Below are 14,515 nucleotides of genomic sequence, written 5' to 3' on the forward strand. Positions count from 1 at the left end.
TAAAAAGTGCGGACAAAAAACAGTTGGCTTTGTTCGTACCTCACAAATCTTAGCCAACTATTTTTAGCCGTTTATTTGCGACGTTAAGCAGACAGAAAGTTATGGATAATATAGATATCGAAAAGTATTCCCCAAATATTGAACCTGTTGAAGATAAAGTTCATCGGTTAGCCAAAGCGGTAACAAGTGGCGTGCCTGTTATCGGAGGTCCTCTTACAGAGATATTAGCCTCAGTCGTAACCCCACCGCAAGAGAAGAGGACTCAATTATGGCTTTCTGAACTTACAAACGTTGTTAACTCTCTTGTAACCAATCACAATGCCAACCTTGTCAAGCTATCTGAAGACAATAGGTTTTTGACAGCAATAATTCGTTCCAGTGATATAGTACTAAGAACCTCTGAAGTCGAAGTTATAGAAGCAATAAAGAATGGATTAATTACTGTAGCTTTAAAGCAGGATTTAGATGAAGCCATAGTTGCAATGTATCTTAGTTCAATAGCAAAACTAACCTCATTACACTTAAGGTTAATCCGTTATTTTTCTCAGTTACCAACATTTGATACCTCAATTCAATTATCAGAAGAGCGACAAGAATTTTTCTTTCAAGATCTAAAGAGCTTTGATGATTTATTTAGTAAAAGGCATATCGTAGATAGATTAATGCAAGACCTAATAACAGATAAAATAGTAGACCTTCCCCACAAAGCAGGCAGAAGCATGGGTGGGCCTAATTTTGTAAACATGCGATTAACACAGTTTGGTGAAGAACTTAAAAACTTTATTGGTGAAAAATCTGCTTAAGAAGTCGTTTAAAAGAACAAAAACAGTTGGCTTTTGCTCCTTCGTCGCTAATTTTAGCCAACTATTATTTTGCCACCTAACAAGACATTAGCTGTAAAGTCATATTTGATATTTCAGTGCCAAGGTTAAGGGAACATGCCGGCAGGTGTTTTCACTTAAATAAAGTTTTGTCGGTTATCAATGCTGTAAGATGGGCCACTTTAGCAGACTTATTGCTTTGTTCTAAAATTTTATTCAATATTTACTAGCCCTTATGTGGTTGGTTTGGTTGCAATCACTTGATGCGGCTTACTCCTAATATTCATTTAATATTAAGCTGAAACGATCAGTGAAAAATAGCTAAAAAGCATTAACAACAAAACGGTTGGGTGTTTTTTTTGAACAGCAATCCCTTTGCTGACTATGACTCCTTAGGATCTAAAGCTTCAATTTATTTCTGTGTTATGAAAAACGCTTCTTTGAAATATTGTTCTCTTTGCAATTTTTCGGGGCGAGTACATTTTGATAATTAAATAATATATTTAGCATAGTAATAAGCAGGGCTTTGCTTTTATATGATTCATATGTATTTGAATTATGAGTCTATAACCTTGTTATTAGCACATCAATAAAATGACTTAATACTTTTGACCTCGGCCATACTGTTTAGACTTTACATAACTTTACTTGTCAAACAATGGTTGTTTTTAATTTTTTTGAGTATCTTTATATCAGAAATTAAAATAATTGGAATTGATATGCTTTACGGTCTGCTTAATAAAAAAAAAGCTTTGAGTATAATAGCTTTCAGTTTTTCGTTATTAGGTTGTGGAGGCGATAGTGATAATACAGGAGATACCTCCGATGTGGTGAATACTAATCAAGCCCCAGTTGTAAATTCGCCAATTGGTGATGTTTTTACGCTGAAAGCAAATACTATCAATTTAAATATTGACGGCAGCTCTCCTTTATTTACTGACTCTGATGGTGATGAATTATCATATGAAATCGAGGTAACACCGAGTGCACCTTGGCTAACGTTAGTTAATGGGGTTATCAACGCAGAATCCCCAGAGTCTGGTACATATAAAGTCGTTATAACTGCGACAGATCCCAGTAAATTGTCAATATCTTATGAATTTACACTTACAGTAAACTCACCGCCAGAGCTTAAACAGGATTTTGACAATCAATCTTTAACTGTTGGTAGCCAATTTATGTGGCAACTACCACTAAATGACACTCATTTTATTGATGTCAATGATGATGAAATTAAATATGAGATAGTCTTATCTAATAGTGATATTGGTTTAGAGGTTACAGATAACAGCATCTCTGGGACGCCAATAGTGAAGGGGAATGTTATTGTCACTATTGTTGCCACTGATATTCATAATGAAAGCACATCAACTTCTTTCAATTTAAAAATAAACGACACTGATCAAGTTGCGACTAAACCTGTCAATATTCTACTGCTCATTGCTGATGACATGGGGCAAGATGCTTCAGCACAATATTCACTTTCTTCTGATGTACCAAATACGCCAAATTTGAATGCACTTGCACAAAGAGGTTTAGTATTTGAAAACTTATGGGTAAACCCTGTGTGTTCACCTACTCGGGCAACTCTGTTAACGGGTAAATATGGTATTCAAACTCAAGTACTTTCTCCAGGTGACGTATTAGATTTGAGCGAAACAACGCTACATGAACAACTTAAAGGTGATGCTATAACGCAAGAGTATGCAACTGCTTTAATAGGCAAGTGGCATTTAGGGGATGCTTTTAGTGACCCTAATCAATCAGGTATTGATTATTTTGCAGGGCTTAGAAGTGGTGGCGTACAAGACTATTATGATTGGCCTTTGATTGAAAATGGCCAAATGATAGATATGACCACTTACACCACGACTGAGTTTACAAATAGGGCAATTAACTGGTTAGATAGTCTGTCTGATGAAACCCCGTGGTTTTTATGGATGGCATATAACGCGCCGCATACCCCATTTCATTTACCGCCTAGTGATTTACACAACAGAAAACTGTCAGGCACCGAAGAAGATATCGAAGCAAATTCGAGAGCTTACTACTTGGCTGCTATTGAAGCGCTAGATGCTGAAATTGGCCGCTTGATTTCAAGCTTAGGCACTGAAACCTTAGAAAATACAGTTATTTTATTTATTGGTGATAATGGTACGCCGGGTACAGTAAGAGACCGAAATGCACCTTTGAGTGGCGCTAAGGGCTCGATAAACGAAGGTGGCATTAGAGTACCAATGATAGTCGCGGGTAAGGGGGTTGAGCGTATAGCACAGAGAGAGACAGCGCTTATAAATGGTACTGATTTTTACAGTACTATTTTAGATATTGCTGGGCAAAATGTAGCTTCTATAAATAACAGTCAATCTTTTACGCAGTTACTCAAACAATCCGGCGGCGAAAGCAGAACGCATATTTTTTCACAAACTGATGATGCTTTTACTATTCGAAATGCCCGTTATAAGCTAATAGAAAATCAAGATAGCTCAAAAGTACTTTATGATTTACAACTAGATCCAGCAGAAACGTCAGATTTGATTTTAGGAAGTAATGACGCAAGTTCAATCTTGACCGAACTTGAAAACATCTTAAATAGCTTAAAAAGCCAACCAAAAGAATAATGGCTATGGAAAAGAGATTAATTCAAAATCAGTTTTTAAACTCAAAATTAACTACGTTACTGATTTCTACCTTAATTAGTTTAGTTGGTTGCAGTGAAGCTCCTGTAAACCAACCTTATGCTTATTCTGAGGTTTGTTTAACGTCGGGGTATTTTAGTCAAGGTTCAGATGAACACTATACTGAAGAGTTGCCTAAACAACAGGTATTTGTAGAGGGGTTTTGTATAGACAGCCATGAGGTCACTATCGGACAATTTGCCGATTTTGTTAAAGAAACAGGTTATCAGACATTAGCTGAAACTGGTCCCTCACGAAGTGATTATCCAAGTGCACCTGATTCATTTTTTCAACCAGGCTCTGCTATTTATGTGTTTCCTACAGCATTTGAAAGTGGGTATTGGACGTTTAATCAGCAAGCAAGTTGGCAAAATCCAAGAGGTGATTTTTCGTCTGTGCCTAAACAATCTAAACACCCTGTGACTCACATCGCGTTAAAAGACGCTCAAGCATACGCAAAGTGGCTTGGAAGACGTCTACCAAGTGAAAAAGAATGGGAGTATGCAGCTAAATTTAATCAACAAGATTCAGTCAACAATGATGACACGCCTAAAGCAAATATTTGGCATGGAATATTTCCTCATAATAACACGCTGGAGGATGGTTATTTAGCCACAGCTCCAGTGATGAGTTTTGCTGCAAGTTCGGCCGGTTTATACGATATGATCGGCAATGTTTGGGAATGGACAACGGACCCCTATAACAAAGATGGCAGCAATCATTATACAATCAAAGGTGGTTCGCATTTATGTGCAAAAAATGCGTGTGCTAGATATCGACCATCAGCAAGACAACCACAAGAAATTGGTTTAGGTACAAGCCATGTTGGATTTAGAACAGTAAGAGATATCGATTCAACAGATTAAACACAACAAGTAACTGAATTTTTGAATACAAAGTTTGCTCCTTCAGACTACTAATTTTAGATTTGCTCCTAGCATCTAATTATTTATAGAATTCAGAGCTGGCTCGATATTTGATTGAGGAAATGAAAATATAAAATCAATTTAGTGAAACTTATCTGGCGCAAACCAAGCTCAAACTTATTAAATTTTTTATTATGGAGAATAGAGTGGGAAACTTACCATTTAAGGATAAGCTAGTTTTAATTTTATGTTGTTGTATCAGTTTTATATTCTTTATTTCTGGTTTTTTAGGGTTTATTGCAACCAATAGCTCAGTAAGTGATTTAGCAATATCAATAGGCGCTGCAATTTCAATATTCTGCTTGGGGCTTAACCCTAAGGCTTTCTATTTGCCTTTAAAATTTCTCTTATCAGAAGTAACTACGCCCATATTACTAAAATCTAGTACGTTGAACTATTTATTTCTAAGTGGATTGTTGTTGAGTGTTTTCGGTTTGATAGCTAAATTTATAAGCTAAAATTTGTTGAGGATTCTTATGGATTCCTTGAGTAGTTATTTCCATTTTGCTTATTTTTTCGTAGCATTTTGGTAAATCAAAAGCTCCGTAAATGGAGCTATTGATTTACTTCGATAAGGTTTACTCAGCTAAACCAAGCAATTCAAGTCTTTCTTTAGCCAGCGAGTATCTTGCTCTAACATCTTCAATTTGTTCTTGAGTCAGTTTCTTTCCAAGTGTGCGTAAACCGCCTTCCGCATCGTTATGGTGAACACCAAAAGCAAACTTTAAGTACTCTAAAAGTAATGGTTGTGCGTCAAGGTATGAGATAGAGTTCATTGCTTGAGAAATTTTGTTCGCTTCTGCCCATTGCCCATTATTTACATACTCTTGCATCGTAACGCTTGCTTTAGGGAAGATACAACCGACGCCAGTAATACCACCGCATGCGCCTGCCAGACCTGCGTGTACAGTAACTGTATCTACACCTGCTAGTACTTTTAATTCTTTGTTTTCTAGCATTAGTGTTTCAATGACTGAAACATCAGTGGTTGAGATTTTAAGCGCTGTTACCTCTGGTAAAGCTGCAAGTCTCATTAATAATGAAGTTGATAGAGCATGATAGCCAGCAGCATCTGGATTATTATATGGCATGATCGTAACGCCAGCTTCTTTAGCTGCAGACGCTGATAACGCGTAATAGTCATACATTTCATCATCTGATGGTGTAGCTTCGGTTTTTGGCGGCATAACCATGACTGTATCAACGCCAACTTTTGCGAGCTCTTTTACGATTTCGGCTAATTCTTCTTTTGTTTCTGCCGCAGCACCACTAATTAAAGGTACATTAAATTCTTTGGCTACTTCTGAAAGAGAAGCAAGTAAAGATAAGCGTTGTTCATTCGTTAAATAGCTATTTTCGCCAAGTGTGCCAGAGCCAACTAAACCGCCCATTCTGGTTCCTGCTTTACCTTCAGCTCTTAAAATATCTGCAGCATACTTTTGTGTTGCTGCTAGATCTATTTCTAAAGCGCCAGACTCAGACTCTTTTAGCCATGTAAAAACGGCTGGCATAACCGTATAACGCCAATCTGTACTGTTTGTTTCCATCGTAATACCTTAAAGAATAAAAAACGTATCATAAATAAAATCGTATAAAATATACAATTAAATTGTAGCACCTAAATTGCAATCAGCAAAGTATGAGTTTTATTGACTTCATTCTTTAGAACAAAGTACCTACTTAGAGAATGTTTAACGTTCGACTGTACTTAAAAGAAAATGAATAAAAGCAGAAAGTTAGCGCTTGTTGTTTTTGCGTGTTTTGGAAAGAAAACTTTTCTAAATATTCATTATTAGGTACATTGATTAAAGATAGCATTCTATATAATTATTAGATTTAGACTCATACAATCCACTTTTATTTTGGTCTTAGGTCGAGTTTTAATTAATTTTTAAAGGAATAAAGATGAATACTTTAATTTTTTCAGCCGGTATTTTGGCGCTGTTAACGGCATTGGTTCATATAATTGCAGGTCAGATTGAACCGGTTAGGCCTTTTCTTAAATCTGACTTTCCCGACATACCAAAAGCAACCCTGTTAGGCTGCTGGCATATGGTATCTGTGATGCTTGTTATTTCAGCTGCTGCATTCTGCTTTATTGGATGGTTTAATTTTATTGAATTTCAGAACCTTGTAATTTTACTTTCTGCAAGCTTTGTCTTTTTTTCTGTCGTGTTTATTGTGGTTGGATGGTACTTTTTTAAGACGCGTACATTTATCAAGTTACCGCAGTGGTCACTCTTGTTATCCGTCGGGTTATTAGGCTTCATGGGGGTAAACTAGTCTTAATTATCAGAACAAAACCATGTCAAAAATTGAGATACGGCGCTTATTTAAATTACATGAGTAAAAAATTTGAGTCGGCTATACACAAGTTTTCATGGTCTTCCGTCAAATATAAAACTTTAAATTGATTAAATATTGATTGTTTTTATAGTTTTTTTATATACGATAGCCGAGTCGAAATTAACTCATTTTTAAAAGAGGAATTGATGAGTAAAAACAAAAAATATCAACACGACCACCATCGTGGTGAGATAAAAGATAATGCGATTAAGGCGCTTGTGACGAGTGTGTTGTTTAAGAGTAAAGTTGAAAAGCCAAAAAAAGGTAAGTGCAGTTATCAACGTAGCAACAAACACAAAGGCCGAGAGCCTTATCTTAAGGCAGCCTAAGCTTTAAGATAAGGTTTTTGTTCATATAGATAAGGATTTTCTATGTTTATTGTGTCTTTGAGTTACTGCGCACCGCTTAGCGTCATTGATAAATACATTCCAGAGCATAAAACGTTTCTAGAGAAGCATTATGGCAATGGCAACTTTATTTTGTCAGGCCGCAAGAACCCAAGAACGGGTGGTGTGATCATTTCTACAATTAAAGATAGAAAGCAGTTAGACAAGGTAATTGCGCAAGACCCATTCTTTATTGAAGCTCTTGCGCATTATGAAATTACAGAAATTTTACCAACCATGGCTGCGCAGCCATTGGCGTTTCTTCTCCAAGATTAATCCGATTTTAAATAAGTACCTTAACCACTTTAGTTTTAGGTACTTATCTAACTAGTAGTAGCTCTACCACTTCTTTGTTGGCAACTTGCCTTTTTGTCACTAGCAGTTTGTTATTCTTAATATCCGTGATATTTTCGGTGTTCTTTGTAAGTGTCGTAATAGTCTCAAAGTCTTTAGTTTTTAAGTCATAACGCCAAGCTAGATTTTGGTTATTTACACCGTAAATCTTGTTATCACGAATAAAGAAGCGTTTGTTATCACCGCCTTGTATATTAAGTGCGGGAATAGGTTGATACTCTATCGCGCTAGAAATCCAGAATCTATCCATATGATCGGTGAGTACAATCGCACCGGTATCCGTTTTTGTTGCCCAATTGACACGCTTGTCTGTCAGCTTTTGCACTGCGCCTGAAATTAAATCTACTTGAGCCAGTTTTTTTACTCCATTCAACTGTGCAAATACCAATGCCGAGTTTTTATTATCGTCCCAGTGTAATAATGCAAGTACTGGTAAGCTTGTCTTTATTGGTGTTTGTACTTTATCTAAAGAAATATTAAATAACGTGCTATTTGCGTTCAATAATATATTTTTACCATCGCTCGACCATTTCATACCAGTGACATAGCTGTCTGTTGGTAACTTACTCAGTTGCGTAGTCGTATTTTGATTTGTTACCCAAACTTGTTCGTCACCCGATCGTTCTGACTCAAAGGCAATGTAATTGCCTTTTGGTTGATACACTGCACTATTTTCACCTGTATTTGACCTTGAAATAACACTAGATGAACCATCGTTTATATCGACTACAATTATATCTGTATCATACACCCCTTTTATAACCAGGCCTCTATCACCATCAGGGTGAAACATTGGACTTGAGAAAGGCTTGTCAACGGGAATACTAATATTCTGTATTTCGCCATCAAACGTCATTGAAAACAGTTGCCTACCTGTACTAAAAATTAATGTGTTTTCAATTGGAGAAAAGTTAGGGCGAATAAAACGATAACCTGTAATTTCTGGAGGTAAAAGAATTGGATGGCTAGAAATCAGCTCGCCGTTAGGTTTGATGAGATCTATATAGTATCTGCTATCTTCCTTAATACTCGTGACTGCAAGTAAATCATAGGTTGGTGAGTAGTCGTAGTGGTAAACAAAGCCATCATGGATCACATTGGTTTGGCTCTGATTACTTTCAAAACTCACCAGTTGCCAACGCTCAGTGTGTCTTTGCATTAGCGCAATATGACCATTGTTCATCCAATAGGGTCGTCTAATCTCGGAATTTTTGCACTCTAGGATTAAATCCATTTCCTGCGGTGCGTTTAAGGCTTTTTCGAAATCAAGACTCATAAGTTGATAGCATTTTTTTTGCGTAACGGGTTCAGCACAGTCAACGGTTCGGATGACAATAATTTTCTTCCCGTCTTTTGAGAAGCGTTGTTGCCCATAGATATCCATATTTTTGGTGAGTTTATATTCTTGCTGTGTTTCTAGGTTTTTCGCCCAAATATCGTTAATACATTCTTCTTCTGAGTAGCGATGAAAAATAATGTACTTACCATCTGGTGAATAAATACTGGCTAATTCTTTGCCGTCTGTCGCGGTTAGGGCTCGTATTTGCCCTATGGAAAAGGGTTTTGATGGTTGTGCTGCGAAGTAATAACTACTTATTAATACAAGAATCAATAATGTAAATATAGACAAGACGTATGTAATGTTTAACAACGGCTTATTAGAGCTTTTTGTAGAGCTATCGCTTTGACTTACTTTGTTATCTCTGCCTAAGGGGACATCTTCAGGGTTTTGCTTTTGGAAGTGTATTGTTTGTTCTTCTTTGGTGAGCCAATGTACGTTTTGCTCTAAGCTGTAACCTTGTTTTGCATGGGTTTTAATATAGGTTTGCTCTTTACCATCATCACCTAATGCTTTTCTGAGCTGGGCGATACTGCGTTGTAATGTATTAGGTGAGACAACAGTGTCTTTCCAAACGTTATCTAATAACTCGTCCTGACTAATCACTTTGCCTTGATGTTTGGCTAAATAAGTAAGAACGGCGAGGGCTTTTGGCGGAATGATTTGTGGTTTAGTGTCTTGTGTAATTTGATTGCGCGAAAGGTCTATAAGAAACTCGCCAATTTTATATTGCTCTGCCATGCCAGCTCGAAGTGCCAATTTGAATTAAGTTATTTATGAATAGATTACCTTTGGGCTTTTCAAAACGCAATTCTCTAACTATCTGATATACATGCTTTTAAAAATTATCAGGTAAACGTCAGTATAAAATCATTGTCAGTTCATGTGTTTTTAAATGTTTTTAGTAGCTTTGTTGTACAACTGACTAAAAGGAGGCTGTATGAGTCTTAAATCAACATTAAGCATTACACTATTTGTATCTATGAGCATTTTATCGAGTAATGCGGTATCGCATGAGTTTACTAAGAACCTACCGATTGCATCTAAAAATGAACAAACCATGTCATTTTGGGATTTACCCTACCTTGAGAGTGCTTACGTCAGTACATACCCCGAAGGAAGATCGGATGGGTTAGAAGTAGGTGATCTATCTAAAGTTACTAAGAACAAAAGTGTAATCCTTCAATTATCAAAAGACATTCAGTCAGGAAAGTATGGCTTGTATGACAGTTTGTTAATCAGCCATAAAGATAGATTGATTTATGAATCTTATTACCGTCGTTCAAGAGTAGATTTACCGACTGGGCAAGCCTCTGCGACAAAAGCGCTTACTAGTCTTATAGTTGGTATCGCTATTCAAAAGGGGTATTTAACATTAGACGATTTACATAAGCCATTAGTTAGCTTTTTCGATGGCTTAGATTCGAGTAAATTTGTTTCTGGAGTTGAAAAAATTACGCTCCACAAAGCGATGACAATGCGAGGTGGGATTAAAATAGATCAAGAAACGATTAAAGAGATTGAAAATCAGCCTGATAATCTGAAAGGCAAAAAACATATACAAGCGATTTTTGAAAATTCTCAAGCCATTACAGATGAGTCACAAGCCTATGCATATGGTAATTTAAATGATGTGCTGGTAATGCAAGTCATTGATGCTGTTGTGCCTGGCGGTGCAGAACAATTTATTAAAACCGAGTTGCTTGATAAGTTAGGCATTAAAAATTATCAATGGAGAAAGTCAATCAGTGGCTTACCCACTGGCGGATATGGTGCCAAGTTCACATCACGAGATATGTTAAAGTGGGGGAGTTTATTACTCAATGATGGCCAGTGGCAAGGTAAGCAACTTGTTTCTAAAGCTTATTTAGATAAAGCAACTTCAGCCATTGTTGACCCGCTTGATACATGGATCCCCGAAACCTTCATGTATGGCTATTTTATTTATCAGACGGATATCGCGATAGATGATAAACAATTTAAAGCTAACTTTGCATGGGGCGGTGGTGGTCAATACGTTATTTCAGTAAAAGACCTTGATTTGGTTGTTGTAATAAAGGGTCATGATAGAGAAGATAAAATATTAGATGCAGCCTTAAACACGGTTTTACCTGCATTTTTATAAAGTTTTATAAGACTACATAAAGTTGAATATTTTTATGTAGTCTTTCAATTATTTGCATGATAAGTGTTATCATTCACGGCTAATTTATATCTTTTTAGGCTGTAATGAACAAATATCTTTTTGGACTCGTTTTCTTAGCATCAAATTCATACGCGTCTTCTACTCCTTCTTTTACGACTGAGCTTTTAATTGGGTCTTCTTCAAATAAGCTCCACGCATCTCAAGACTTTGATTTAGGTGATGAGCGCTCTTCTAGTAATAGCTCTACTTCTTTCGGTATTAGATTTGGTCTACCTATCTCGGAATATTTTTCGGTTGAGTTATCTAAACATTTTTATGGTGAGGCAGATCATTCGTACACACGAAATATCTCTTCTGATTTGATAAATGACAACAGCTTCGAATCTGTCTCTGTTAAATTACCAATCGAAACAGACGCGCTTAAATTTGGTATTAAGAGTTATGTAAATATTAATGCAAAACTGAATGTAAATTTACGAGTTGGTTTAGCTAATTGGCACTATAAACAATATTCGCCTGCTATGTTAGTTGTAAATGATATTCAAGAACAAACCCATAGTGGTAGAGATGTATACTTTTCAGTGGGCTCTGAATATGAAGTTTCAGATAGTATTTACATAGGTTTTGAGTACTCGCAATTCAGTATTAAAGAAAGCGAACATGGAGCATTTGCAGCTGATGTCAGTTATTCTCATAAAATAAACGACTATTCTTTAGTGTTAGGTTGGGCTTTTTAAACTCAGCTTCTAAAACAAACAAGCTTCAATAATATAAATCATTATATTATCTCATCTACTATTCACGCGTCCTCTAATTATGTACTCTTACATCGATTTATTTTTGGAGGACATTCGCGATGATGCGAACGATTGTATCAGTCAGCTTAGGACTGGCTTTTAGTGTTGGTGCTTTTGCCAATGAGGTGATGACACCTGAAAAGTTATGGGAACTAAAAAGAGTAAGCGCTTTAGGCCTTAATAAAGACAAAACCCACGTTATTTATAAAGTTACAACACCAAGCATTGAAAACAATAGTTTTGATAGCAAAGTTTATCAGGTTTCTTTGAAAGGTGGCGATGCACAGCTATTAGAAAATTACCAAGGTGTTGTGATCGACAAAAGCCTGTCACCTGATGGTACAAAAAAACTTTTCCACAAAAAAGTTCAGCTTGAAGATGTGCTTGCAACAGATCGCTATAAAGAGCTCGGCAAAGCTAATGCGTATGTGTTCGATGATTTAAATTACCGTCATTGGGATACTTGGAAAGACGGTAAGTATAAGCATGTTTTCTACCAAGACCTCAAGACAGAAGAAAAAGTCGACATCATGAAGGGCATGCCGTTTGATAGCCCAACATCGCCGTTTGGCGGTGTCGCTGACTATACATGGGGCCCAAAAGGTGAAAATATTTACTATGTAAGTAAAAAGCTTACAGGCACTGAGTATGTAAAAAGTACAAATACAGATATTTATCGTTATAACCTGAAAAGTAAAAAGACGACCAATATCACTGAAAGTAACTTAGGTTACGATAAGTATCCTGCGTTCTCTGCAAAAGGCCAATTAGCTTGGCTACAAATGGATGAGGCAGGTAACGAAGCTGACAAAAATGATATTGTCGTTAAAGTTAAAAATCGTGAGCTTAACTTAACTAAGCATTGGGATGGCACAGTAAACAGTTTTAAGTGGAGTCATGATGGTAAAAGCATCTACTTTATTGCACCTATCGATGGCACAGTTCAACTTTTCCAAGTTGCAGTGAATACAAAAAGTAAATCTAAACCAAAAATTAAACAGCTAACTAAAGGCCAGTTTGACGTAAATGGCATTGTTGCTGTGCTAAAAGACAAACTCGTCGTTACACGTAATAGCATGAATGCGGCGCGTGAGATTTATCGTTTTGACCTTCGCAGCAAAAAACTAACAGCTCTCACCAAAGAGAACGACGCTTTCTATGCGGGTCTTGATTTACCAAACGTTGAAAAGCGTATGGTTAAAACAACAGATGGCCAAGACATGCTGACTTGGGTGATTTACCCGCCGAACTTTGATAAGAAGAAAAAGTATCCAACACTTCTTTATTTACAAGGTGGTCCACAGTCTGCACTTTCACAGTTCTACTCTTTCCGTTGGAACTTCCAAGTAATGGCTTCTCAGGGCTATATTGTTGTTGCTCCTAACCGTCGAGGTATGCCAGGTCATGGTGAGCAATGGAACAGAGACATCAGTAACGATTGGGGTGGTCAGGTAATGGAAGATTACCTTGCTGCAATTGATGATGTTGCAAAAGAGTCTTACGTTGATAAGTCTCGAATTGGTGCTGTAGGTGCGAGTTACGGCGGTTACTCTGCGTTTTATTTAGCAGGCAACCATGAAGGCCGATTCAAAACCTTTATTGCACACTGTGGTATTTTCGACTTACGAAGCATGTACGGTACAACTGAAGAGCTGTTCTTCGTCAATAACGAGCTTGGCGGTGCTTATTGGGAAAATAACGCATCTACAAACAAAGCATACGGTCAATTTAACCCAATCAATCACATTGATAAGTGGGATGCGCCGATGTTTGTTATTCATGGTGCAAAAGACTACCGTGTGCCACTTGAGCAAGGTATTGCGGCATTCCAAGCTGCTAAGCTACGTGGTTTAAAGAGTCGTTTCTTACTATTCCCAGAAGAAAACCATTGGGTACTGACACCGCAAAACGGTATTGTGTGGCAGCGTGAGTTCTTCAAGTGGTTAGAAGAAACGTTGTAAAAAACACAACTTCATAGTACCTTTCACAGGAATTTTATAGCCAGGATATTTATGTATTCTGGCTTTTTTATATAAATAAAAAGGAGAACTTGTGAAAAAGGTTTTGTTATCTGCGGCTGTGATCATGTTATCTGGGTGTGCTCAAAATATTTATCTTCAGCCTATGGTTGATGGTCCTAGTGCAAAATTAAGATTAGCTTCTGTCCCGAGTAATAATAATTTTGTTGGTAGACCAAGTAATAACAGTTGCATCTCGACTGTTTCTGAGCATGGTAGCCATATTGCAACACTTGGTGTGAAAGCTAACCTTGTTAGAAGCTTGAGTCGTTTAGATATGCCTGCTTATGATAAAGAGCTTGGTGATTCACATCAAAATGAAGTTTACATTCCAGCAGGAAAACCATTCTCATTTCAATTTAACGGCGTTGGCATTTCAGGGTTTTCTCCAGGCAAAGTCGATTCTGGTGGAGCTTTATACTCTTGGTGCAGAAAGTTGGTTACATTTGAAGCACAAGAAAATGGAAATTATGAAGCTTTATACGATTATGTCGAATTACCTAATGGAAAAGAAACGTGTGGTGTAAAGCTATTCGAGATTATTGAAACAGAAAATAATACATACAAAAAAGTTGAAATGAGCAACTATAAAGTAATCGAAAATTATTGCGATTAAACAATAATTCTATCTTTCTTACTTGTGCTTGGCAGAGCATTGAAAAAAGAGCCAAGCACAATGATTTTTTGCGCTTCCGATACCGAAT

Annotated in this window: 13 protein-coding genes; 11 read left to right on the forward strand and 2 right to left on the reverse strand. The window is 36.9% G+C overall.

The genetic code is table 11. The annotated features are described in order from the left end of the window. The first annotated feature begins 101 nt into the window (after positions 1-101). The 4 genes from ACXAC4_RS08105 to ACXAC4_RS08120 all read left to right on the forward strand — a co-directional run bounded on the left by ACXAC4_RS08105 (position 102) and on the right by ACXAC4_RS08120 (position 4,883). Positions 102-803 (forward strand): hypothetical protein, encoded by a 702-nt coding sequence (locus ACXAC4_RS08105; protein WP_475160476.1) that lies wholly within the window; start codon positions 102-104, stop codon positions 801-803. A gap of 737 nt (positions 804-1,540) precedes the next feature. Then, complete coding sequence (locus tag ACXAC4_RS08110) at positions 1,541-3,442, forward strand: sulfatase-like hydrolase/transferase (RefSeq protein ID WP_475160477.1); 1,902 nt, start codon at positions 1,541-1,543, stop codon at positions 3,440-3,442. 5 nt (positions 3,443-3,447) lie between these two features. After that, entirely contained in the window at positions 3,448-4,365 is a 918-nt protein-coding gene (locus ACXAC4_RS08115) for an SUMF1/EgtB/PvdO family nonheme iron enzyme (protein WP_475160480.1), read from the forward strand. 206 nt (positions 4,366-4,571) lie between these two features. Further along, positions 4,572-4,883 (forward strand): hypothetical protein, encoded by a 312-nt coding sequence (locus ACXAC4_RS08120; protein ID WP_475160482.1) that lies wholly within the window; start codon positions 4,572-4,574, stop codon positions 4,881-4,883. Between the two features lie 120 nt (positions 4,884-5,003). Here ACXAC4_RS08120 and ACXAC4_RS08125 read toward each other — a convergent pair whose 3' ends face one another. Then, entirely contained in the window at positions 5,004-5,972 is a 969-nt protein-coding gene (locus ACXAC4_RS08125) for a dihydrodipicolinate synthase family protein (protein WP_475160484.1), read from the reverse strand. A gap of 358 nt (positions 5,973-6,330) precedes the next feature. Between ACXAC4_RS08125 and ACXAC4_RS08130 the strand changes: the two genes are divergently transcribed. From ACXAC4_RS08130 to ACXAC4_RS08140, 3 genes are all read left to right on the forward strand, one after another. After that, positions 6,331-6,708 carry a hypothetical protein gene (locus tag ACXAC4_RS08130; protein WP_475160486.1) on the forward strand — a complete coding sequence of 126 codons (378 nt, stop codon included), beginning with the start codon at positions 6,331-6,333 and terminating at the stop codon, positions 6,706-6,708. Positions 6,709-6,917: 209 nt separating this feature from the next. Next, a complete protein-coding gene (arfA, locus tag ACXAC4_RS08135; RefSeq protein WP_475160487.1) occupies positions 6,918-7,100 on the forward strand; it encodes an alternative ribosome rescue factor ArfA in 183 nt (60 codons plus the stop codon). A 42-nt stretch (positions 7,101-7,142) separates the two neighbouring features. Further along, the gene (locus tag ACXAC4_RS08140) at positions 7,143-7,433 is read left to right on the forward strand and encodes a YciI family protein (protein WP_138478889.1); all 291 of its coding nucleotides are present in this window, start codon (positions 7,143-7,145) and stop codon (positions 7,431-7,433) included. Between the two features lie 43 nt (positions 7,434-7,476). Here ACXAC4_RS08140 and ACXAC4_RS08145 read toward each other — a convergent pair whose 3' ends face one another. Beyond that, complete coding sequence (locus ACXAC4_RS08145; protein WP_475160491.1) at positions 7,477-9,591, reverse strand: winged helix-turn-helix domain-containing protein; 2,115 nt, start codon at positions 9,589-9,591, stop codon at positions 7,477-7,479. 199 nt (positions 9,592-9,790) lie between these two features. On the opposite strand from ACXAC4_RS08145, the gene ACXAC4_RS08150 reads away from it, so the two are divergent. From ACXAC4_RS08150 to ACXAC4_RS08165, 4 genes are all read left to right on the forward strand, one after another. Next, complete coding sequence (locus ACXAC4_RS08150) at positions 9,791-10,975, forward strand: serine hydrolase domain-containing protein (RefSeq protein WP_475160493.1); 1,185 nt, start codon at positions 9,791-9,793, stop codon at positions 10,973-10,975. 104 nt (positions 10,976-11,079) lie between these two features. Further along, positions 11,080-11,733 carry an outer membrane beta-barrel protein gene (locus ACXAC4_RS08155; RefSeq protein ID WP_475160494.1) on the forward strand — a complete coding sequence of 218 codons (654 nt, stop codon included), beginning with the start codon at positions 11,080-11,082 and terminating at the stop codon, positions 11,731-11,733. 119 nt (positions 11,734-11,852) lie between these two features. After that, positions 11,853-13,754: a S9 family peptidase gene (locus ACXAC4_RS08160; RefSeq protein ID WP_475160495.1), complete on the forward strand. Its 1,902-nt coding sequence runs from the start codon at positions 11,853-11,855 to the stop codon at positions 13,752-13,754. Between the two features lie 91 nt (positions 13,755-13,845). Further along, positions 13,846-14,427 carry a hypothetical protein gene (locus ACXAC4_RS08165; RefSeq protein WP_475160497.1) on the forward strand — a complete coding sequence of 194 codons (582 nt, stop codon included), beginning with the start codon at positions 13,846-13,848 and terminating at the stop codon, positions 14,425-14,427. Positions 14,428-14,515: the final 88 nt, after the last annotated feature.

The organism is Pseudoalteromonas sp. AWM4_233, assembly GCF_056158285.1.